Source organism: Arthrobacter sp. GW822-FHT05G07 (assembly GCF_058799755.1).
The window spans coordinates 12094-33378 of the sequence record NZ_JBXALT010000018.1 but is presented as its reverse complement, the minus strand read 5'-3'; the positions used below and the strand labels follow the sequence as shown (position 1 = coordinate 33378).

Below are 21285 nucleotides of genomic sequence, written 5' to 3'. Positions count from 1 at the left end.
TCAGACGCCGGCCCAAGGGATAAATGAACTCAGGTCACTGATCTGGCGAACTGCGCCTCCGCCAGCGGGAGGGATATCCAATTTCCAATCACCGTCTTCCCACAGCAGTGACGTCGCGATAGCGCCGTATCCGCCATCGTTGCTCTTGATGGCCAGCTCGACGACGGCTGATTCGGGAGTGTACGAATGGATCATGAAACCAGCGATCTGAACCTTTGGTGAGGTCCCGCCGCCGACGTCCTTGCCTTCCTTTATGGCCTGTACAGCTTTGTCCCGCGAAGGGCTGTCAGCTGAAAGCTCCAGGTATAGCTGTTTTGCGTAGCCATTGAAGGACGATGCCCAGATGTTTGCCGTCGCATAGAGGGCTCCCGTCGGGGACTGGGCGAAGCACGACCTCAGACCGTCCTTGCCCACAGTGCCGGGGCCTGCTGTTGATGGATCTGTTGGAACGGCCATGGTTCCGAGCAAGTCCCACTTGGATTTGGGCGCGGTTCCCAGTGCAGTTTCCTTGCTCGCAGGGAGGCCGCAGACGCTCTTGCCAGCCCCAGCGGAGGCGCTGGGGCTGGCTGCGGCTGTGCTGCTGGTCTCTGTCGGGGCAGGGGCGGGCTGGGCGTTTCCCTGTCCGTTGGGGAGCAGGAAGATGACGACGGTTGCTGCGATCAGCGCGACCACCAGCGCGGCAGCGATGAGGAACCCGGGTTTGGTGAACGGATTGCTTTCGGTGGTGCTCTCTGTTGACTGGCTCATGGTGAACCTCCCGTTGTTGGTGCTGGCTTAGACGAAGGCGCGGACGATGCCGGAAGCGCCGCTGATGATGATGCAGCCCATGAGGACCCAGCCGAGCTTGGCGAGGGACTGGCCACCCTCGCCGCGTTGGAGCTGGATGACCATGCCGACGCCGACGATGATCACGCCCAGAACACCCAGGACGAGGCCAATACCGGAAGCCCAGTTCAGGACTGTGAGCAAGCCGCCGGCTTCGGCGGGAACGACCGGAGTGGGGTTGGGGATGACGCTTGCCGCAAGTGCGGAGAAGGAGTTCATGGTGAGACCTTTCAGTGGGTGGTGCTGGGTGTGATGTCGGTGGCCAGAGCGGCCAAGTCATTGATGAATCGTTCGTATTCGCGGCCCGTTGGCGGCGTTGTGGTGCCGCCGTGCCGCCAGGCTTCTACCCAGGGCAGGGTCCAGAGCCGGGGCGATCCCCCGCCGACGATTGCGGCGAAGTCACGGAGCGCTTTGGGAGTCTTCCCTGGTGCGTCCGCCAGGACGGCGAGGCCGAGCAGATCCAGCTTCGGTGCCGCACCTGATGCCCATTGGGTCAGTGCGCTCTGTGCCGTTGTCAGGCCGCGCATGTCTGCCCGGCAGACCAGCAGCACCCGGGGTGTGCTCCCGTCCTGCAGGACGGGCCAGCAGTGACCGGTGGGGCGGGCTCCGTCGAACAGGTCAGCGATGCGGCTCTCGCCGGCTCCCCCGTGGGCGCCGGTAATCCACAACGTTGGCGAGCCTGACATGGTGCGTCGGCCGAGGCGGTCTGCTGCGTCCGGTTCTACCATTCCCCTCAGCGGCGCACTGATCGCGGCCTCTGGTGGCACGTGCGTGTCCAGAGCGGCCTCCGCAGGGTCTCCGGCTGGGCGGGTGATCCAGGGGTTCAGGGACTGTTGCATGGTTCCTCCTTTCAGAATCCGTCGGTGGGTTGTTCTAGAAGCCGGCGGCGACGGCGGCCGCTGCGGCCAACCATGCCCGCTGCGTGGCGGGCTGGAGGGCTTCGTAACGGATGGGGCCGTTGACCATGGCCGGATCGTAAGGAATCCGGACGACGGCCCGCACGAACGGTTCGAAGCCGTCAGCGATCCGCCGGGCCTCGTCCCTGGCCCGCTTCAAAGCGTCCCCGCTCATGCTGCGCTTGGCGTCAGTGGATTCGGAGACGATCACAACGGCGTTGCGTGCCAGCTCCGCGTCGTGGCCACCGCGGGATTCGAGGGTCTGCAGCGTCAGCCGGGCGGCTTCGGCGCGGTCCTCGATGGCTGTCACAGGTACGACGAGCTGGTTGGTGTGGTCAATCATCCGACGCCAGTTCGCTGCCCGGGCGGTATTGCCCGAGTCCATGATCACAAGCCGGTAATAGCGGGTGAGCACCTGGTGGGCGATGTCGACTTCCTCAGCGGTGACTTCGTGGTCGCCTTCTTCGTTTTCATCCGAGCGCAGAACGTCGAATTTGTCACCGGTCTGGTGATGAACGAACTTGGCGATTTCTGCCGCGTTCGTTGAAGGTGACAGCAGCTCGGTGGAAGCATCGATGAGGTCCAGGACGCTCCGGTCGTGGGAGCCTTTTTCCGTCCGCCACCCGAGGGTGCCTTGGGACTCGTTGTTGTCCCAGGCCACTGTGGCGGCACCGCTGTAGCGGGCGAGGATGGCCGAGAGCATGACGACCGTGGGGGTCTTGTTCGCCCCGCCCTTGCGGTTCACCACCGCGATGGTGCGCGGGCCGGGCCAGTGCTGGCTGACCGTGCGAATGTCCTCACGTTCGGAGAGTTCTTCGGCTGAGGGGTCCATCCGGTATCCGAGTCGCGTGAGCGTTCCGCGCCAGCCCTGTGTTGCCGGTTCCAAAACCGGAGCGCTGACCAGGAACGAGGTTTCCTTCAGGCTGCGCCGGGTCAGCGGTGCTTCCGGGGCGGTTGCGGTGGTCTGCGGTTCTGCGGCGGCCGGCTGGGCAGGCTCAGGAGTCTCGGTTGATGGCTCGTTCTCTACGGGGTTGGGCGGCCATGGCTGGCGGTCCAGCGTTGCCGCAGCGGTGGGCTGTGCGGGGACGGCTGCTGGTTCAGGAGCAGTAACAGGGACCGTGTCGATGACGGTTGGAGCGACGGGCTCGGGGGTGGTTTCCGGGGCCTCTGCCCGGCGGCGTGCCGGGCGCGGTTCGTAGGAGACGGATTCGATCTTGTTGTCGGGGTGCACGATCAGTTCACCGTGTCCTTCGGGATCTTCGATCTGGACCCGGACGGGGCGCTGCAGTGTTTGCGCTTCGCCCACGACCAGGGCCAGGGCGTTGTTGCGGAGATCCTGTACGGAGTCCCCGGCAGGCACGATGCGGGAGTTACCCGCGACGACGACCTCAGCGGTCCCGTTGTCGCGGACGATGGCCCTGATGTTTGGAAAGGCCAGGACTTCGGTTGGTGTAGTACCCATGAACTTCTTCCTTACGTGTGTGAGATGGAGAGGTGCGGCGCTTAGGACGTGGGTGGTGTGAGCCGGTTGACCTTCCACGGGGCTTCCGTGCCCGTGCGGAGCAGCTGCAGCGTGTAGGTCCCGGCATTGGTGGGGACAGCTGCCGTGACGCCGTAGCCGTTGGCTTCGTCGACGGTCAGCGTGGCCGGGCCGGTGACGAGGTTGGCCGGAATGTTGGCCGGGTCCACTGCCGAGTAGTCGGCGGTGGCCTGTGGTGTCAGCCAGCGGGCAAGATCGTTGGCCCATTGCTTTTCCTCCACGTTGGGGCGCGCGAAGTCGTCCATTGCCTTCTCAGCGATTTCCGCGGCTTTGTCTTTGCTGGCCTGATCCCAGGTGATGCCGGTGGAGGCTGGGACTGTTCCTCCGGGGGCCTGTGGTCCGCTGTTGGCGCTCAGTGAGACGGGGGCGGACGCTGTGGGCGTGGTGCTGGCTGGTTCTGCCGGTGTCGTGTTCGCTGCCGGTGCGCATGAAACGCAGAGCAGGGCCACGGTGAGCAGGGCCAAGGGCTTTTTCACTTTTTCTCCTCTTGAGTGGGCAGGTACAGGAAGGCTGAAGGGACGTTGCTGCTGACTGTCCGGGTGTAGTAGCTGTGGTCATCCGGGGCCGGGTTGCCGTTGTAGCCCTCTTCGACGTAGGTCCCGTCGTCACTGACTTCCTTGACCACCGCAACGTGGCCGAAGGTCGGGTCCGCTCCCCCGGTTCCGGGTGCGTACCAAACGACCGCGCCGGCCCGTGGGGTGCTGCCGGTGGGCCAGCCCTTGGCGTCCCAGCCGCTCTTCCACGTCAGAGCCGAGCCGAGGCCCTGCCCATCCGGGCGGAACGTGCCGTTGAGAAATTTGAAGGGTGCGCTGGCGGAACCCATCTGCTGGTTCACGCGCCACAGCGCGAAGTCAACGCACTCTCGGTTGTACATACCCAGCGGCGAGGTGCTGGCAGCGTTCGCTCCGACCTGCAACCAGGTGGGAGCGTCTTTCCACGGGTAGTCATCCCCGGCACCGGACTTTCCCGGGATGGCGCAGTCGCTGCCTTCCACGTCGAACTTTCCGTCCGAGAGTGCCTGGACGAGTTTGAGGGCCTCAGGCCAGTACTTCTGGTAGTGGTAAGGGTCGGCGTTGCGCTGAACTTTGTTACCGGCGAGGGTCGGCTCCAACAGCTCCCAACCCGGAACGGCCTTCAAAGCCTTGATGAAGTTCGTGGCGCTGGTGGTGGGGTCCATACGGTCTGCATAGGAGCCCCAAGCGCCGTTGTCGCGCTGCTGGAACAACCCACGGGAATCCGGGCCGGGTCCATCGCCATGGTCCAGGACACGCAACCCCGACTCCCCCAGGGAGACCATGACGCTGATCATCTGACCCTTCACGGACAGGTCCTGTGCCTGGCCGGCACCCATGATCGACGCGGCGTTCTTCAACTGTTCCTCGGTGTAGCCCTCGACCTTGGTGTTGCCATCGATGACAACAGAGATGGCCGGACCGCAGTGAGCCACAGCAGGTTTCGCGGGGGCCAACAGCAACAGCATGGAGAAGATCAGACCAAGGAACAGCCCGGGGATGGCAATGAGTGCCACCAGGCCAAGCGACTTACGCTGCATCAGGAAAGCCCTCGCCCCGGTTACGGAACCAGGAATCCTTGAGCCACAGAGGACCGGCGGCTTCGACGGTCAGGACGACGCCCGGGCGTCGAATCCGCAGCACCACGCCCGGGCGTCCATCCTTGAAGACTTCGGCCGCCCGGTGGGAGGTCAGTATGCCCGCGTCCTTCAGGTCTTTGAGGACACCTTCCAGGGAGTCCCCCAGCCCTGTACGGCGGGCAAGCTCGGCCTCGTAGGTCACGCAGGCAGCGCGCCCCTCAACGAACTCGCGCTCATCCATCAATTCCAGAAGTTCACTCAGTACCCGCACCTGCCCGGCGGGGACGTCCAGTTCAGCCACCCAGGACCGGAAGATCTCACGTTCCCGGATCGCCCGTTCACGCAGAGCGCCGTCCATCTGCCACGGCGTGCCAAACGGCAATAAACTCTTCAAAATCCGTCCCTCCCCCTTGGACATCGTTTCCACAGCCACCAGCTGCCACTGACATATTCCATTTGGTGGACCAACAGGCCATTGTCCACACGTTGAGCCGGAATCGCTTGTCACACAGCCTCTCTGTGTCAGTGGTCACGGCTATCTGCGTTCTTGTCTGTGCGACAGTTAAGACATTACCCTAAAACGACATTAAATGTAGTCTTATGGGAACCGCGGCAGAGTAAAACACAGGAAGTGACAAAATGATTGGATGCCCCGATATATTCGCCCCCCGAGCTCCCTGCCTAGGGACGTAGAAATGGCCATCGAGTCATTCGGGACGATGTTCTCCCGCGCGATACTGCGCCATCTCTCAATCCACGGCCCAACTGGGGCAGCAGACCTGGCTCGCGAACTCGGAACCGATCCAAACACGGCACGACGGACACTCCAGGGACTCGAAGACGCAGGCCTGGTGGAAGCCGATGTCCCCGCAGGTCAACGCCGAGGGCGGACCGTGACATTCACAGTCCTGCCTGAGCGCCTGGAGCAATTACTTGACGGCCTCAAGGATTACTTACGAGGGCGTTAAATGTTCTTCTTAGGAAGACACGCGGGCCGAATCCCGCGTAATGCATATTCTTAAGGCTATTTTCGATCTATGGCTACGAGACGGCGCAGGCATCGCGGAACAGCAATGGACAACGTCCAGCTCAATACGCTGGTGCCGAAGGAGGACAAAAACTTCTTCTTCGCCGTGGCCGACAACATGGGTGTGTCGACCGGCGAAGCCATGGAGCAGCTGATCGCTCATCTTCGGGCGGAGTTGCAGCCCGATGGACTGCCCTCCTGGTTCGACCGATCCCAACTACCGGAGACATTGCCGATGTCTAAAGCCAGTTAAAAGCTGAAGGCCCGCACTCGGCGGGCCTTCATCTAAGTATGCGTTCAGATCTCAGTTCTTGGCGGGACGTGATCTGAACCATTTCACTGCAGCTTCCTCTTGCGAGGACGCTCCCTTTGCTTTGTCAAAAGAAAGGACTTGCTGCGTCTATGGTACCGGACCTTATCCCGGCGTCAACGCATTCCGACGCGTATGTTGGCTCTCACGTCACCGACGCCGAACGTCGCCCGCGCCCCCAGCAACACTGCTCCACAACATCGTCTATGGAGGCCATCGCTGTACAGGGTTTACCCGGTCTGTGGAAACGCCGGGACCCCGCACACGTGGGAGATCACTCCAAGCGCACTGATGCACCGCGGCGCATCAACCGACTCATGGAACGGGACGAAGAAAACGTCCTCCGTGCCGTTCCGGAGGGCAGCTGCCCCCTCACCACCGGTTTTGACTGGCTAGACGCTATCCGGCAGCACCCCAAACTCGTCTGGCACAGGGCCGACTTCCGGCGGAACCTGCTGGCCGTGGCCGCACAGCTTCTCGTGGCCTACGACTACAACAGCCACACCGTGACCCCCGGGAATGATTACCTCATGGCCACCGCCGGTATCGGCGCCGGCACCCTGGGCCGCATCAAGCGCTGGCTGCGGCGTCACGGTTTCCTCGGCGTAGTAGCCGGCGGCCGCTCAGCCATCTACACACCCAAGACCGCGGACGGGAACTCCAACCTCTTCAAAGAGGGAGCAAGGCCGGACCGGATGGCCGACCGTGCCGTCTATGTGCTCTGCCGCCTCGCAACCGAGCAGGAGCTCGCGGAGTTTGGCGAGCAGGAAGTCCAGCGCATGGATTTCAAGTGCAGACTCGATCCACTCCTGCAGAAATTCCGGCAGCTTGTGGACATAAATGGCAACCCTAACCTGCCAAAAGGAAACTCAGCCCCCAAGGGGAAGAAGGAGTGGGCTTCGCCCACACTGAAAGCCCATTTTGAGGCGGCAGCACGTGAGACAGCCAAGATCGAGGCCGCTCGTACAGACCTTCAATGGCCAATTACCGGAACGACAAGCGCCCCGGACGAGGCAACCCGATCCTTCAACGAGTTACAAGCCGCCCGAACCGTCCAATGGCACTCACCTCCACTACGGAAACTCCGGTCCAGGCACCTTGTACGGATACTGGCACCCTACTTCCGGGAGGACTACTCCCCCAGAGATGTCCTCCATGCCCTGGATTTCAAACCTGACGGATCGGCCCACCCACATGACGGTTTCGACGGTGCCCTGGACATCGCCCGCCTGCTCCAAAGCCGGCTCAACCACTGGCGCCTCAACGGACACCCCATCTACCCGCCCAGCAAACAAGCAGCCCGCCGCTCCCAGGAAGCAACGGCTCGGGCCATCGCCGCAGCGAAGGAAGAGAAGAAACGCCGCGAGCCAGATACAGAGGCGGTCAGCGCCTTCAAACGCGGCATTGCCCTGGTCAGAAGCGTCTTCTAAGCAGGTTGTCAGTGAGTGTGTTCAGGCTATCGAGGTCTCAGCTATCGCTTGGGACGACGGACCTGCACTGGCACAGTTTTGTAACCGATCTGCATGGCAGGCGCTCCGATCTGCACAATCTCCCAGCCTCGCTCGGAGAGCTTGGTGAGTTCCTTCGACTGTTGCTTGGACCGGTGGTCCACTTTGACGGCCTTGTACTCGTATTTAGTGGCCTCTGCGCTGCTCACGGAAATCCTTCGCTACGACTTCCCCGATAGGAAGGAACCAAGCTGTTTGGCGTGCTCGCGGCTGATCCAGAACGTGTGTGGCTTCTCGTTTCCGTCCGTAGCAAGACTCAAGGTCACGCCCGGTCCAACACCTTCGTCGAGGCTGAAATTTACAATCACAGGCGGCATGTCAGAGTCCATCAGTAACTCGTGGCTCGTGCTCTGGTACTTCCAAGGTTCCCCGGACTTGAGCTTCTGGAGGTGATCGCCGCACACGGCCGTCTCCATGAACACCTTCTCGTTGGTTGTAAACCTTCCGGCGGTCTCTTGCTCGCATCGAAGAACTGAACAAACAGCCAAGGTGTGTCTCCTAGTTGGTGGAGGTCTGATGGTGATCGCCTAATGCTAGTCGCTTACCCTGCCCCCAGTGTGGACCGCTTTGAGATTCATCCTCCGGTCTCCACCGGCCCACAACGGGGACAACGCAACGGCTCTGGTCTAAGGGTTGGTGAGGGGACTTAAGGGCCTCAGGCTTCGGGATAGCGGGCGAGGTGTGCCTCGGTCCGCCTGCGCTCGGCAGCTGTCCCGAAATACACGAACACAGACCAGAGCAGCGTAGAAATGCCAACACAGGCAGCGAGGATCCAGACCGGCCACCTGTATTCCTCAAAGAAGACCCCAGCAAGCATCAAGCTGACAATCAGCACAACCCTGTACAGCGACGCATTTAGAGCTTCCACGGTTGCCTCTCCCCCATTGTTGAATGGCCTTCACGGTAGCAGCCAGGCCACAACAAGGACCCTGAATTTGGTCAACGTCCCGTGGGCCCAGGCGCCCAAGGGGCAGCGGCGGGGGCGCCGAGTACTTGGTATCACGGTGATACCTCTATGATATTAGTATCAAATCAGTTTCAGCCTTATACTGTTTAGATATCGCCCCGCTACTATAGTTTCAAGCTGATATCGCCGCAGTATCATTGCTGCAGATGAGAGGACGACCATGCCAGTACTCCTTATAGCCAGTCAGAAGGGCGGGACAGGCAAAACCACGACGACCATCAACGTCGCGGCCGAGCTTGCCCGTAGAGGACGTGACGTCCTGATCGTTGACTGCGACAAGAGCGTTCAGTCCGCGTCCACGTGGGCTGCTGACCGCGCCCAGGACGACTCACTCCCCCGCGTCCATGCCATCCAGAAAACCGGCAACGTCCGGGAAGCTCTCAAAGACCTAGGCGCCCGGTACGACTATGTGATCGTGGACGCCCCTGGGCACGACAGCCAGGAAATGCGGACAGCGATGACCGTCGCGGACCTGATGCTCATCCCGGTGAGGCCCTCACAGTTCGACCTCGACACCATTCCCGGCATGGTCGAACTCATCGAGACCGCCAAAGACATGAACCCGAAGCTCAAAGTCGCCGCGCTGCTCACCCAGGTGCCCACCTATTCCTCTGCAACCGAGGAGGACGAGGCCAAGGACTTCCTGCGGGACTACCCGCAGATCCCGCGTATCGACGCGGCTCTGAAGATCAGGAAGGCCTATCGGGACAGCATCCCGGCTGGCAAGGGCGTCATCGAGATTTCGAACGGATCGGCCAAGGCCGAAGTGCAGGTACTAGTGAAGGAGATTGAGGAATGGCTATAAAGAAACGCGAAGCCCCCGCAGTGGCATCCACGGCGGTAGCTGGGGACGAGGACGCCGTAGCCAGGAGGGCCGAAGAATTCGGCAAAGGCGGCTACGCCCCCCAGGTCGACGAGGCTCCCCTGGACCCCAACGCCCCTGTCGGCCCGCAGGGCATCCTCTTCCGGTTCAACGACTACCAGAAGCAGCTGCTCAAGGAATCGGCAGACGCTGACAGACGCAGCCAACAGAAGCTGCTCGAATCCATCATCTGGCCGGAACTGGAACGCCGCCGGGCTACCCGCAACCAGTAGCAAAGCAGTATCACAGCAGTATCTAAAAAGTATCAGCCCAGTATCTATGCGGTATCTCAATGGTTTCAGTGTGGACACCGGTCGAGATGACGGAAGCTGCCGACGCGGGGGAGTGGTCCCCCTGTGACAGGTGATATCAGTGAATCCCCGCTAGCGTGAACCCCCGGACCACACGAGGCACCAGGGGGAGATGTCCATGGCGGGGCGTAAGAAACAAATCGATGGCCAGTTGAGCTTTGAAGCTCTATGGGCGGCACCCGAGGAGGATCGCAATGAACAAGTACGGCAGGCAGGCTCAGGAAGCCTGGAAGACAGCCAGTCCCACACGCTACAGCCAGATCCAGGACCCGGAGGACTTCTTCACCAAGCTGGGGGAGGAAGCCCAAGAACAAGTGGACGGGCTGCTGATCAAGATCGCGGGACCGGACCCGAAGGGGGAGGGTTACCTGGAGAAGGTAGGCCGGCTGAACGCAGCGCGGAACCAGGCCGAGGAGATCGTCCGCTACGACCTGCTCTCGCCACCGGAGACGGAGGACGAGGAGGAAGAGTACGTGAACCCGAGTATCCAGGAGTACCTGGACTCGATGGCGGAAGCGGACAAGCTGCGCCAGCAGCTCTACTAGAAACCGGGACGGGCAGATACCGCCCGTCGTCCCAGGAAGAACTGGCCCCGTCCGGTGCCCGCGGCCGTATTCGGGCGAACCTTGAAGCCCTCGAGGTGCTGCAGACGCTGCAGAACGAGGACCGATCCGCCACGGAGACCGAAAGGGCGTCACTGGCGCGGTGGGGAAGTTGGGGAGCGCAGGGTGTCTTCCAGATATTCGATGAATCCCGGGAGGAATACACCGGGGACCGCGAGCATCTGCGCAGCCTCCTGACCGAGGCCGAGTACGACGCCGCGCGCCGGACCACGATCAACGCCCACTACACCGATGCCGCCTACGTCCAGGCCATGTGGTCCACCGTGCAGGAACTGGGCTTCACCGGGGGCACTGTTCTGGAACCGGGATCCGGGGTTGGAACGTTCATGGGCTTTGCCCCGGACACCGCCGAGATGACCGGTGTGGAGCTGGATCCGACCACGGCGGCCATCTCCCAGGCCATTTACCCGGAGGCCACCGTCCGGGCCGAGTCTTTTGCTGATACCAAGCTGCCGACCGGTCACTTCGACCTTGCCATCGGCAACGTGCCCTTCGCTAACGTCAAGCTTCACGATCCCCGCCACAACGCCGGCGGCCACTCGATCCACAACCATTTCATCCTCAAATCCCTGGAAATGACCCGCCCCGGCGGGCTGGTGGCCGTGCTGACGTCCAGCTTCACGCTGGACGGCACGAACCCGGCAGCCCGCAGGGAAATGAACCAGCTGGCCGACCTCGTGGGCGCCGTGAGGTTGCCCACCGGTTCCCACCGGAAGGCAGCCGGCACGGACGCCATGACGGACCTGTTGATCTTCCGCCGCAGGGAACCTGGCCAGGAACCGGCCTCCACTCTTTGGGAGACCGTCACCGCCCGCCGGATCGACGGGACTATTACCCGCCTGAACTCCTACTTTGACGAGTACCCCAACCGCCTGTTGGGCGAGCTTCACGTCAGCCATGGCATGTACGGGGCCGAGACCCTGCAGCTGACCACCGATGACCTCTCAGCCGTCCCGGCCCGCCTGAACGGTGCCCTGGCTGATGTCGTTAACGAAGCTCGGTCCGCAGGACTGGTCATGACAGAGCGGACCGTCGAGCAGGAACGCCAGCGCGCCGCCTACGTCCCGGCCGCCACCCACGAATGGGACGGCCACATCAGCGCCAAGGACGACGGTTTCACCGTTGTCCAGAACGGCTCCCACTCCGACCTCGCAGTACCCAAAACCCAGGCCGTTGAACTCCGCGCCCTGCTGGGGCTGCGCGACGCCGGACGGACGCTGCTCACCGCAGAAGCCGAAAGCCGCGACGAAACCGCCGAGATTGATTCCCTGCGCGATCAACTCAAGACTGCCTACAGTCAGTACGCGGACACCTACGGGCCGATCAACCGCTTCACGCTCCGGGACACCGGCCGCGTGGATGAAGAGACGCAGGCGCCCGTCCAGGCCCGCATCACACCACGGGCAGTTTCCATCGTCTCCCGTGACCCGTTCGGGCCTCTGGTCATGGCCTTGGAAAACTTCGATGAAGCCACACTGACAGCCTCCCCGGCTGCCCTGCTCTCCACCCGTCAGGTCCAGCCCCGCCGCCCGGTCCTTGGTGTGGACACCGCCGAAGAAGCCCTCACCGTCACCCTCGATACCGTGGGAGAGGTTGACCTGGACTACGCCGCATCCCTACTGGGCATCAGCCGGGACGAAACACGGGCCGCCATGAGGGAGAGCATCTACGAGGTCCCCGGCACCGAGGAGACTTACCAGACCCGGGCCGAGTATCTGTCCGGAAACGTGCGGGAAAAGCTGGAAGTCGCCCAAGCGTCCGCGCTCTCGGACGACAGGTACTCCGCCAACGTCCAGGCCCTCACCGAAGCCATACCGGAACCGCTGCGCATGGACGAAGTGGAAGCCCGTCTCGGCGCGGTCTGGATCGACGCCGGCACCCACCAGGAGTTCGTCCGGGAAATCCTGAACGACCCCTACGCCACCGTCTCCAACGCAGCCGGGTCCATGTGGGACGTCAAAGCCAACCGCCATACCCTTGCGGCCACCAGCAACTGGGGCACCCAGCGGATGCCCGCGTCTGACGTCCTCAAGCAGGTCCTGGAACAGCGGCCCGTCCGCGTCACTGATGAAGGCGAGGACAAGCGCCGCATCCTGAATCCCACCGAAACCGCAGCAGCCCAGGAGAAAGCCCAGCTGCTGCAGGAGCGTTTCAGCGAGTGGGTCTGGGAAGAACCGGAACGGGCCACCCGGCTCATCGACGAATACAACCGCCGCTTCAACTCCATCGTGCTGCGCGACTACAGCACCGAGGGGGAGCGGCTGACCCTCCCCGGCATGGCCAAGGACTTCTCACCACGCCCGCACCAGCGCGCGGCCGTGGCCCGGATGCTCTCCGAGCCTGCCGTGGGCCTGTTCCACCAGGTCGGTGCAGGCAAGACCGCCGAGATGGTCATGGGCGTCATGGAGCTGCGGCGCCTGGGCATGGTCAACAAGCCAGCCGTCGTGATCCCGAACCACATGCTGGAACAGTTCGCCCGCGAATGGCTCCAGATTTACCCCCAGGCCCGCATTCTTGCCGCATCATCGGGCGACCTCGCCGGGGACAACCGCCGCCAGTTCGTCGCCCGCGCGGCCGCCAACGAGTGGGACGCCGTGGTCATGACCCGCACCGCTTTCCAGCGCGTCAGCCTCAGCCCCGAAGCCGAAGCTGCCTACGTCAATGCTGAAGTCATCCAGATGCGGGCCGAGCTGGAAGCCGCGAAAGAGAACGGCCAGGACAATGGCCGCGCCAACGCCAGTATCGTCAAACGCCTGGAAAAGGCCGTCCTGTCCCAGGAAGAAACCCTCAAAGCCAAACTCGACACCCCCGCAGACCCCGGGATCAGCTTTGAAGAGACCGGCATTGACTACCTCGTCGTGGACGAGCTGCACGACTACAAGAACCTCCGGACCCCGAGCAACATCCCCGGCGCCGGAATCCAAGGCTCCAACCGTGCATCCGACCTCCACATGAAGACAGAGTTCCTGCGCCAACGCGAAGGACGCCGCGTGATCACCGGAGCCACGGCAACACCCATCGCCAACTCGGTCACAGAAATGTACGTCATGCAGCGCTACCTGCGCCCGGACCTGCTCCGGGCCACCGGGATCCAGGACTTCAACACCTGGGCCGCCACGTTTGGCCAAGTGGTCGAAGAAATGGAACTCTCCGTAGCCGGCGGTGACCGGTTCAAGCTCAAGAGCCGGTTCGCTAAATTCCAGAACGTCCCCGAGCTGCTGAAAATGTTCCACACTTTTGCGGACGTCAAAACCGCCGAAGACCTGAAACTGCCTGTCCCGGCCCTTGCCCCGCGCGCCGGCGACGGGTTGCGCCAGCCGAACATGCTGGCCGTGGAGCCCAGCCCCGAGCTGCGCGAATACATCCAGGACATCGGGAACCGCGTGGACCGTATCCAGCAACGGCTGGTGGACTCCGAGGAAGACAACATGCTCAAAGTCTCCTCAGACGGCCGCAAGGCCGCCCTGGACATGAGACTCGTTGACCCCACGCTCTCCCAGCAGGGTCCCACGAAGATCAGTGCGACCGCTGACCTGCTGGCCAGCGTGTACGAAGAACACAAGGACCGCATCTACACCGACCCGAAAACCGGCGAGCCGGACCCGGTTCCCGGTGCCCTGCAGCTGGTCTTCTGTGACTTCGGCACACCATCTGAGCGGTGGAACGTGTACGGCGAACTCAAAGACCAGCTCCGCCGCCGAGGCGTACCTGAACACATGGTCCGGTTCATCCACGAAGCCAAGAACGACACCGAGAAGGGACGGCTCTTTGCCGCCGCCCGTTCCGGCCAGATCGCCGTGCTGGTGGGATCGACCTCGAAAATGGGTGTTGGGACGAACATTCAAAAACGTGCCGTGCACCTGGTGGACATGGACGCCCCGTGGCGGCCCTCCGACGTCGAGCAACGCCACGGCCGCATCATGCGCCAGGGAAATCTGAACCCCGAGGTCCGCATCTCCCAAGTGGTGACGAAGGAATCCTTCGACTCCTTCATGTGGCAGGGACTTGAACGCAAGTCCCGGTTTATCAACCAGATCATGCGCGGCCGCCTGGACGTCCGGGAAATCGAGGACATCGGGGACAACACCCTGAACTTCGCCCAGGCAAAAGCCATCACCAGCGGTAACCCGCTGGTGCTGGAAAAAGCCGTCGCAGACCAGGAACTTGCCCGGCTGAGCCGTCTGGACCGGGCCTACAACCGCAACATGGTTGCCGTTGCCCACACCAAGCGCGGTGAGCAGTCTGCGGCCGAGGCAGCATCCCATGACTTGCCACTGATCCAGGCGGCCGCCGGCCGGACGGTAGACACCACTGCGGATGCCTTCAACGTCCGCATCGACGGCAAAACCCTAGACAACCGCGGTGACGCCGCAGAAGTGCTCCGCGCATGGGCCGGACGGCACGGCCACCGGCTCATGAATCTCTACGGCTACGACGAGCTCGGAACCATCGCAAACCTTGGTGGCCACGAACTCCGCGCCAAACTCGTGCCAGCACGCGACCTTGACCACGCCACGGTCGAAGTGCGCATCGAAGGAGTGCCCAGGGCAACCACCCAGATCGCCCGCAGGAGCCTGCTGTCAGCCGATATCGGCACCATCAGACAGCTTGAGAACAGGGTTTCCTCCCTGCCCCGACTGATAGCCGACGTCGACGGACGCCGACAGGAAGCTCTCTCCCGGGTCGAACAGGCAGAAAAGGCACTGGCGGAACCCTTCAAGTACGTCGACGCACTCAAAGCCGCCCGGGGGGAGTCCGCACGCATCGACCAGCTCATGGCCGACGCGGCAAAGCCAGAAGAACCGGAAAAGCCCGAACTCCCAGCCGAAATAGACCCCCGAATGGAAAAGATGCAACGGCTAATGAATGCATCCTTCCCGCAACGACCAGGCACGTCCCCCTCTGCCACTACGACGGCCCAGCAGCGGCCGCCAGAGCAGCGGCAGCAGCGGCACACCGAATACGGGCGCTAGCCCGATCCCGGCAACACGGAAGCTCTGTACAGCAACGAGCTGTGCAGGGCTTCCTTATGTGTCTCTAGCGAGGAAACCAACATGATCCACCATCCTGATGGTGCTAGATCGAGCCTTCCCACCCACGTGCTGAGATATCGACGCATGTCTATTGGTATGGACCTAAATGAACAGAACCAGCGTCAGCCTGAGAACCGCAGCGCCAACTGGATGGAGGTGCTTCTGTTTGGCGGGGCAATCCACCTGATTGAAATTGGTATGGATCGACTCGGAGTATTGGCCGGCCTCATGCCCCCGGGCTAAGAGTCACTGCGTACGGATAACGATGAGCCGGTGTTCATCAGGAATTAGCTGCAAGAGCGCCGCGTGCGCTGCGGGGTAGTCCTCACCAATTGCCGATATGCGCTCTCGGCTGCCGTCGGGGGCCTCAATAGTGCCTGTTAGTTCCACTGATCCAGCCTAGCGGCGGTAGGCCCCTACAGGGCCGCCAGGCGGGCCTACGTTGGCGGCGGGCGATACCCGGCAAAATATTTCAAGTCGCATGGGTGATCTTCCCCCACGGCGGGAGTTGGCGGCTTAAGCGACGACTGGCCTTTTGGCATTGTTAACAGGTGTTTGCATCGGTAATCCTATTTGGAATTTGTTAACGGTCGTTATATAGCACCCGCCAAGACCGCATCTCACCCATAGAAGCGCAACCGTTCGCCGCGACTTCTAGTGCTTAGATCAAGGAATGACAAAGCAACCCAGACAGCTTCAAGACAAGGCAACGCGAACCCTATTGCAGGACAAATCGATACAAACCCTGCTGGACGACTCCAAACGGAAGAAGAACGTTCCAATCCGGACCGACTTCGTTCAACTCCTGGAAGGGAAAACACCAGGTGCGCTCGGAGCCCTCATCAACTCAAGTAACGGTCGTTCATTGGACTTGTATCTGCTCCACCGGCTAGCCGCATCAGCCACCCCGTGGGACACCAAACGTGATGCCGCTGTTTGGTCACGTGCCATGGGGCTCGGGGACGGCCCCTACGGGAAGGACGCTGTGTCCCGGTGCTGGGCCAAACTAGCCGAACGGAAGCTCATTCTCCGCGAACGAGAGTCCAAACAAGCCAAAATCACGACCCTCCATGAGAACGGTAAGGAAGAACCCTACACGGCGCCGGCGGGAAAATATTTCACACTGCCCTTGGAGTACTGGACGGATAACTGGTACCGAGAACTTACCGTGCCGGGCAAAGCCGTCCTTCTCGTGGCGCGGTCCTTACGTCCTGGCTTCTATTTGCCCGGTCGTCTCGTCAAGAAGTGGTACGGATTTTCTCCAGATGTCCTTACCGACGGCATCAAAGACCTGCAGAACCACGAACTGATCACGTTCGAAAACAGGACCAGGGAAGACTACGGAACAGAGCAGATCACGTTCACAGAGCGTCACTACAGCCTAAAAGGGCCGTTCGATAAGCCCTCGAAGGGACAGATTGACCTGAACGAGTTGTTCTCTGGCATTTTCACGAGAGAGAGGGGGTGATATTAGTGAGTGAAGTTCAGTCCGAAACCTGGAAAGCCGAGACCGTCCACCTGTGGGTAAACACAGCAAGCGTGGTGGTCTCGGCCCTGATCCCGGTTATCTGGGACCTCGTCCGCGGTATCGCAAACTAATCACCTAATCAGGACGTGGGGGATCGTTTCAGTTGACGCTAAGCGCGCCCTCACGTCCGCAATATCGATTCTACGCAGTCATGCCCGCGCTTGTTCAGAAATCCGGCGCCACAACACCAAGGCCACCAGACTATTCAGGAAAGCGATGAAGATATCGCCGGCAGCCGGTCGGCCGATGACGAGATCGAGGGCAACCAGCACCAGAGATCCCGTTGTCGCAACGGTGAACACAACGGCAAGGATCCATAGGGCTCGCCATGACAGCCGCCCACTACCGTGCCGCACTCGGTCATGGCGGCCAGGAAGCGGGGCCGGATCATTCATGCCCCCAACCCTACTCAGGAGAAAGTGCCGGGCCCGGAACGGGTTGGCATGAATGATCCCCGAAACCTCCGCTAGTTTTCCGTGATGGATTCCAACAGCCACTGCTCCGCCAACGGGTCCCGCCGCAGCTCGAAGGTCCGCAGCGCCTCTGACGACGTGCCTAGGCGGACCTGTACCCGCCAATGCTCAATGTCCACGACGTTCCCGACGCCTACCGGGACAGTCCGCTGGGTCAGCCACCAGGAATCCCTCGTAAACCAGTGCAGCGGCTCTGCCGCCACAGCCCATACCCGCCCGTCGTAACGGACCGCCAGGGGAATGCCTGCCGCCGTAAACCGGACGTCCACGGGAGCGTCGAGGATCGTTTCACTTACTGCTGCTGTCACGGTTGGTCCGCTCTCCCAAATTCCTGTTCATCAACTCTTCCCGGCGGGTGACCGCCGAACTCCACACCCACGTCCGGTACGTCACCGGGCCGTCCTTCCAGGTCACTTCGGCGGCCTTGGCTGTCCAGGCGAACACTTCTCCGTCCACCAACTCCGCGCAGTTCGGAAATCTGATCCACGCCTTCACTGGTATTCCCGGATACCCGTTCTTGGACGGGAAATGCTCGAAATCAAGCTCCTCCACCGTCAGCCCAATCGGGCCGGCACGGCGAGCGTACTGCGCCTGCAGCTGGGTCGCTTGCTCCCGGTTCACTAACACACCTTATCGAATATGTGTTCGAATGACACACCGAAAAAATAGGCCGGACGGCCTCCTTTTAGTGTGCAGTGGGGGTCTGACAATCTTCCAGGATCGGCAGAGTTCCCCATGGTCCAAGCCTGTCGCCGCCGACGCACCACCGGGTGGGGTCAGGTTCTTTTCAGCAGGGACGACGCAATGGTCGGGCGGGGAGCAGCGGCCCGCACGCATCGGAACCTTGGGGCGCGGTGGAGATATGAGGGAGGGCGAAGAATCCGCGTAATTACGGGGATTTACCTTGAGTGCGTACTATCAAAACGATATCATTATAGTATCAACAAGATATAAAGCGGGTGGGTCCTGCGGACACAGAACCCACCCTCGCCAAGCGACTCTCATCCCTACGCAATAAGGAGATTGGACCATGACAGCAACAGATGTGCTGACCGGCCAGCTTGACCTTCTCACCCTACTTGAACTGCAAACCCTGCCCACGGCCCCGCTGCACTTCACCGTTGGCCACTACCACCCGGACGAGCTGGACGCCGCCTATGAGTACCGGGCCAAAAGCGAGGGGCGGATGGGGGTATCCAACTGGAGCCGCCAGTGGAATGAAAACCAGACGGGCAGGAACGTCACTGCCGGATCCGCCCACCGCACCTTCACCTACGGAGCGGACCTGCGCTGCAACGAGCACTGGCGCAACCCGGACTGCCAGTGCATGGGAGACCTCCTGTACCGCGTCCACTGCCACGACTGCGACTGGTGGGGAGGAATCCACGAGAACGAGAACCAAGCCGTGGAGGACATGCTCAACCACTGCTGGCCAGGATGGCAGTACCTGCCACTGGTCACGTCAGCCATGAAGCCCAACGGGGGATACAAATTCAACGTTCCTGAGGACTACCCCAAGGAATGGCAGTATCCCGGAGCGCCGGTCAGGACGGCACGGACGGCTATGAGTGGCCGCTACGTCCCCGGACGCAGCCCATGGGGCGGGTACGACGTAGGAGTCATGGAAGCCGGCGAATAGCCAAAGGAAGGGCGGGACCGGAATCCCGCCCTTCCTAGTATTCACGGGAAAAACAGCCGCTGCCACTATTCATAGTGATATCAAAGTGATATCATAATAGTATCAAGAAGGCAGACGAGCGAAACCAGAACCGACGAAAAGATGGAGCTGATCCCTATGACGGTCACCGTGTACACCAAGCCAGGATGCGTGCAGTGCGACGCAACCGAGCGGGGCACTGGGAAAGAAAGCCATTGCCCACCAGACGGTAGATATCTCGACCGACGCCGAAGCGCTGGACCGCATCAAGACACTGGGCTACCTGCAAGCTCCCGTGGTCGTCACCGACCAAGACCACTGGTCCGGATTCCGACCAGACAAGATCGAGGAACTGGCTCAGCTGACCGCTTAGCCGCTCCCCACCAACGTGCAGACGCTGCGGACACAGCACCTGCCGGACCCCCCTTCCTACGCAAGGAGAACACCATGAAGAAGCACACCCTGACAGCCGGCCCCCGCGTCGAAACCAACTCCGCAGACATGCTGCACGTGACCATCACCGTCCGGGAATCCTCCGAACGACGCGCCAACGTCACCATCAGTCGCGAAGGCTTGGAATCCTGGGTACGGGCACACCACGAAACCCCCGTCATCACCACAGCCCGGCTCCACCAGTACATCGACGTGATGCACGGTTCGGGGATGCTCCCCACAATCACCGCCAAGACATCCGGGCGAGAACACGAAGTGACCGATATTGAACCGCTGGTATTTGATCGGCGCGCCATCGACTCAGGAATCTACGGGGACCAGCACGCCGAAACGCTGCTGAAAGCCAATCCTTTCCTTGTCTGCTCGGACCAGCTGCCCGAAGTGCACGACATTGACGGCCATCATGTCGCAGCCCTCTACCGATCCCCGGAGAACGACGAGCCGGCAACCAGGTTGATCCTCGACGACAAGGGCTCCATGAGCAGACTGGAAATCTGGGAACACCGGGGGAGCGCCCCGGACGTCCGCGCCGGTTCGGACTGGACCGACATCGAAGGTTCCGCCCTTTGGGAAGACCTTCTCGCCGCTGGAATCCCCACCACCGACTAAAGACCACCCGGCACCCGGAGGAACACGCCCCGGGTGCCGGGCCACCAAGCTTTGGAGGACACCATGACCATCTGGTTCGCCATCTACGACTCACACCAGGGCAAGACAAAGATCAAGGCAACCACCACGGAAGACGAGCTTCACCGCTGGCTGGAACAGAACACCCACTCATTCCGCGAAGTCCGCCAAATCGCCACGGCAGAGGTATAGGCCATGGCACGAAACAGCAGCTTTCCAAGCAAGATCACCGGCTACCTCGAACCACCACAGGGACGGCGGGACCCCACCGAACCACATCGAAGCAACTTCTCCGGCTGGTCCGCACACGGACGCGGTACCGTCGCAGAGATCATCGACTTCTATTCCCAGCCCGAATACGCCGAAGAGGGCAAACCGATCAGCGGCGACCTCACCCAGCGGTTCCTGGCGTGCGAGAAAGGCACTGGCTGGCCAAAGTATGGCGACATCCCCGATATCAAACCACTGAACGCACTGTTCTAAACCGAGAGAAAAGGGCAACACCAATGTCAGGCGAAACCACTATTACCGTGATTGGCAACCTCACTTCCGACCCAGAGCTGCGCTTCACCCCCTCGGGATCCGCGGTGGCAAACTTCACCATCGCCTCCACGCCCCGGACCTTTGACCGGCAAAGCAACGAATGGAAAGACAGCGAGACCCTGTTTCTCCGGGCGTCCGTCTGGCGCGAAGCGGCAGAGAACGTGGCCGAGTCCCTGACTAAGGGCATGCGGGTCATCGTCTCCGGACGATTGAAGTCCCGCTCCTACGAGACCAAGGAAGGCGAAAAGCGCACCGTGATCGAACTGGAAGTGGACGAAATCGGCCCTTCCCTCCGGTATGCAAATGCGAAAATCAACCGCACCCAGCGCAGCACCGCCCAGGGGGGACAAGGAGCTGGTGGGTTCGGCAACCAGGGCAACACTGGGCCGACAGGCCAAGCGGCGCCGCAGGAAGACCCCTGGGCCACACCACAGACCAGCGGCGCCGGCGGCCCGGACTCCGAGCCGCCATTCTAAAGCATTGAAAAGTAGTAGTAGGAGTAGTATCGTTA

General features: G+C 61.7%; 28 protein-coding genes and 1 pseudogene. 16 read left to right on the top strand and 13 right to left on the bottom strand.

Going from position 1 to position 21285, the window contains the following annotated elements:
* The 7 genes from AC1RJY_RS23410 to AC1RJY_RS23380 are packed head-to-tail and all read right to left on the bottom strand — an operon-like array spanning position 1 to position 5246.
* Entirely contained in the window at positions 1-747 is a 747-nt protein-coding gene (locus AC1RJY_RS23410) for a DUF8175 domain-containg protein (RefSeq protein ID WP_253030978.1), read from the bottom strand.
* 27 nt (positions 748-774) lie between these two features.
* On the bottom strand, positions 775-1044 hold the full coding sequence (locus AC1RJY_RS23405) for a hypothetical protein (RefSeq protein WP_253030977.1): 270 nt from the start codon (positions 1042-1044) through the stop codon (positions 775-777).
* An 11-nt stretch (positions 1045-1055) separates the two neighbouring features.
* The gene (locus AC1RJY_RS23400; protein WP_253030976.1) at positions 1056-1664 is read right to left on the bottom strand and encodes a DUF6668 family protein; all 609 of its coding nucleotides are present in this window, start codon (positions 1662-1664) and stop codon (positions 1056-1058) included.
* Between the two features lie 34 nt (positions 1665-1698).
* Entirely contained in the window at positions 1699-3183 is a 1485-nt protein-coding gene (locus AC1RJY_RS23395; protein ID WP_253030975.1) for a chromosome partitioning protein ParA, read from the bottom strand.
* A gap of 41 nt (positions 3184-3224) precedes the next feature.
* Positions 3225-3737, bottom strand: a complete 513-nt coding sequence (locus AC1RJY_RS23390; protein ID WP_253030974.1) for a hypothetical protein — start codon at positions 3735-3737, stop codon at positions 3225-3227.
* Positions 3734-4813, bottom strand: coding sequence for a CHAP domain-containing protein (locus AC1RJY_RS23385; protein WP_253030973.1), 1080 nt, complete (start codon positions 4811-4813; stop codon positions 3734-3736). Before AC1RJY_RS23385 ends, AC1RJY_RS23390 begins: the two co-directional genes overlap by 4 nt.
* Positions 4803-5246, bottom strand: coding sequence for a hypothetical protein (locus AC1RJY_RS23380; protein WP_253030972.1), 444 nt, complete (start codon positions 5244-5246; stop codon positions 4803-4805). Before AC1RJY_RS23380 ends, AC1RJY_RS23385 begins: the two co-directional genes overlap by 11 nt.
* Positions 5247-5547: 301 nt before the next feature.
* Between AC1RJY_RS23380 and AC1RJY_RS23375 the strand changes: the two genes are divergently transcribed.
* The 3 genes from AC1RJY_RS23375 (at position 5548) to AC1RJY_RS23365 (ending at position 7619) form a co-directional block, all read left to right on the top strand.
* Positions 5548-5820 carry a helix-turn-helix domain-containing protein gene (locus AC1RJY_RS23375; RefSeq protein ID WP_349469158.1) on the top strand — a complete coding sequence of 91 codons (273 nt, stop codon included), beginning with the start codon at positions 5548-5550 and terminating at the stop codon, positions 5818-5820.
* Positions 5821-5925: 105 nt separating this feature from the next.
* Positions 5926-6132, top strand: coding sequence for a hypothetical protein (locus AC1RJY_RS23370; RefSeq protein WP_253030971.1), 207 nt, complete (start codon positions 5926-5928; stop codon positions 6130-6132).
* A gap of 149 nt (positions 6133-6281) precedes the next feature.
* Positions 6282-7619 carry a hypothetical protein gene (locus tag AC1RJY_RS23365; RefSeq protein WP_498603663.1) on the top strand — a complete coding sequence of 446 codons (1338 nt, stop codon included), beginning with the start codon at positions 6282-6284 and terminating at the stop codon, positions 7617-7619.
* Between the two features lie 41 nt (positions 7620-7660).
* Here AC1RJY_RS23365 and AC1RJY_RS23360 read toward each other — a convergent pair whose 3' ends face one another.
* Positions 7661-7846: a DUF4177 domain-containing protein gene (locus AC1RJY_RS23360; RefSeq protein ID WP_253030969.1), complete on the bottom strand. Its 186-nt coding sequence runs from the start codon at positions 7844-7846 to the stop codon at positions 7661-7663.
* Positions 7847-8352: 506 nt separating this feature from the next.
* Entirely contained in the window at positions 8353-8565 is a 213-nt protein-coding gene (locus AC1RJY_RS23355) for a hypothetical protein (protein ID WP_253030968.1), read from the bottom strand.
* A gap of 259 nt (positions 8566-8824) precedes the next feature.
* Here AC1RJY_RS23355 and AC1RJY_RS23350 point away from each other — a divergent pair, with 259 nt between their 5' ends.
* From AC1RJY_RS23350 to AC1RJY_RS23330, 5 genes are all read left to right on the top strand, one after another.
* Entirely contained in the window at positions 8825-9469 is a 645-nt protein-coding gene (locus AC1RJY_RS23350; RefSeq protein ID WP_253030967.1) for an AAA family ATPase, read from the top strand.
* Positions 9460-9759, top strand: a complete 300-nt coding sequence (locus tag AC1RJY_RS23345) for a hypothetical protein (RefSeq protein WP_253030966.1) — start codon at positions 9460-9462, stop codon at positions 9757-9759. Before AC1RJY_RS23350 ends, AC1RJY_RS23345 begins: the two co-directional genes overlap by 10 nt.
* Positions 9760-10031: 272 nt before the next feature.
* On the top strand, positions 10032-10382 hold the full coding sequence (locus AC1RJY_RS23340) for a TnpV protein (RefSeq protein ID WP_349469154.1): 351 nt from the start codon (positions 10032-10034) through the stop codon (positions 10380-10382).
* 95 nt (positions 10383-10477) lie between these two features.
* Positions 10478-15433: a helicase-like domain-containing protein gene (locus AC1RJY_RS23335; protein ID WP_349469153.1), complete on the top strand. Its 4956-nt coding sequence runs from the start codon at positions 10478-10480 to the stop codon at positions 15431-15433.
* An 81-nt stretch (positions 15434-15514) separates the two neighbouring features.
* The gene (locus AC1RJY_RS23330) at positions 15515-15736 is read left to right on the top strand and encodes a hypothetical protein (protein WP_253030964.1); all 222 of its coding nucleotides are present in this window, start codon (positions 15515-15517) and stop codon (positions 15734-15736) included.
* Positions 15737-15739: 3 nt separating this feature from the next.
* Here AC1RJY_RS23330 and AC1RJY_RS23325 read toward each other — a convergent pair whose 3' ends face one another.
* Positions 15740-15883: a hypothetical protein gene (locus AC1RJY_RS23325; RefSeq protein ID WP_419203176.1), complete on the bottom strand. Its 144-nt coding sequence runs from the start codon at positions 15881-15883 to the stop codon at positions 15740-15742.
* A 283-nt stretch (positions 15884-16166) separates the two neighbouring features.
* Here AC1RJY_RS23325 and AC1RJY_RS23320 point away from each other — a divergent pair, with 283 nt between their 5' ends.
* Together AC1RJY_RS23320 and AC1RJY_RS23315 are read left to right on the top strand one after the other, a co-directional pair.
* Positions 16167-16961, top strand: a complete 795-nt coding sequence (locus AC1RJY_RS23320; RefSeq protein WP_253031024.1) for a hypothetical protein — start codon at positions 16167-16169, stop codon at positions 16959-16961.
* Positions 16962-16966: 5 nt separating this feature from the next.
* Positions 16967-17092 (top strand): hypothetical protein, encoded by a 126-nt coding sequence (locus AC1RJY_RS23315; protein ID WP_263659114.1) that lies wholly within the window; start codon positions 16967-16969, stop codon positions 17090-17092.
* 78 nt (positions 17093-17170) lie between these two features.
* Here the strand turns inward: AC1RJY_RS23315 and AC1RJY_RS23310 are convergent, their stop codons facing one another.
* The 3 genes from AC1RJY_RS23310 to AC1RJY_RS23300 form a co-directional block, all read right to left on the bottom strand.
* Positions 17171-17323 (bottom strand): hypothetical protein, encoded by a 153-nt coding sequence (locus tag AC1RJY_RS23310; RefSeq protein ID WP_253031023.1) that lies wholly within the window; start codon positions 17321-17323, stop codon positions 17171-17173.
* 164 nt (positions 17324-17487) lie between these two features.
* Entirely contained in the window at positions 17488-17802 is a 315-nt protein-coding gene (locus AC1RJY_RS23305) for a hypothetical protein (RefSeq protein ID WP_253031022.1), read from the bottom strand.
* Positions 17783-18115, bottom strand: a complete 333-nt coding sequence (locus tag AC1RJY_RS23300) for a hypothetical protein (protein ID WP_253031021.1) — start codon at positions 18113-18115, stop codon at positions 17783-17785. Before AC1RJY_RS23300 ends, AC1RJY_RS23305 begins: the two co-directional genes overlap by 20 nt.
* Before the next feature lie 409 nt (positions 18116-18524).
* Here AC1RJY_RS23300 and AC1RJY_RS23295 point away from each other — a divergent pair, with 409 nt between their 5' ends.
* The 6 genes and pseudogenes from AC1RJY_RS23295 (at position 18525) to AC1RJY_RS23270 (ending at position 21250) form a co-directional block, all read left to right on the top strand.
* Positions 18525-19133, top strand: coding sequence for a DUF6349 family protein (locus AC1RJY_RS23295; protein WP_253031020.1), 609 nt, complete (start codon positions 18525-18527; stop codon positions 19131-19133).
* Positions 19134-19289: 156 nt separating this feature from the next.
* Positions 19290-19524: pseudogene (gene nrdH / locus AC1RJY_RS23290) on the top strand (glutaredoxin-like protein NrdH).
* 74 nt (positions 19525-19598) lie between these two features.
* Positions 19599-20213, top strand: a complete 615-nt coding sequence (locus tag AC1RJY_RS23285) for a hypothetical protein (protein WP_253031019.1) — start codon at positions 19599-19601, stop codon at positions 20211-20213.
* Between the two features lie 63 nt (positions 20214-20276).
* The gene (locus tag AC1RJY_RS23280; protein ID WP_161958259.1) at positions 20277-20423 is read left to right on the top strand and encodes a hypothetical protein; all 147 of its coding nucleotides are present in this window, start codon (positions 20277-20279) and stop codon (positions 20421-20423) included.
* Between the two features lie 3 nt (positions 20424-20426).
* Positions 20427-20714, top strand: coding sequence for a hypothetical protein (locus AC1RJY_RS23275; protein WP_253031018.1), 288 nt, complete (start codon positions 20427-20429; stop codon positions 20712-20714).
* A 23-nt stretch (positions 20715-20737) separates the two neighbouring features.
* Positions 20738-21250 (top strand): single-stranded DNA-binding protein, encoded by a 513-nt coding sequence (locus AC1RJY_RS23270; RefSeq protein WP_349469152.1) that lies wholly within the window; start codon positions 20738-20740, stop codon positions 21248-21250.
* Positions 21251-21285: the final 35 nt, after the last annotated feature.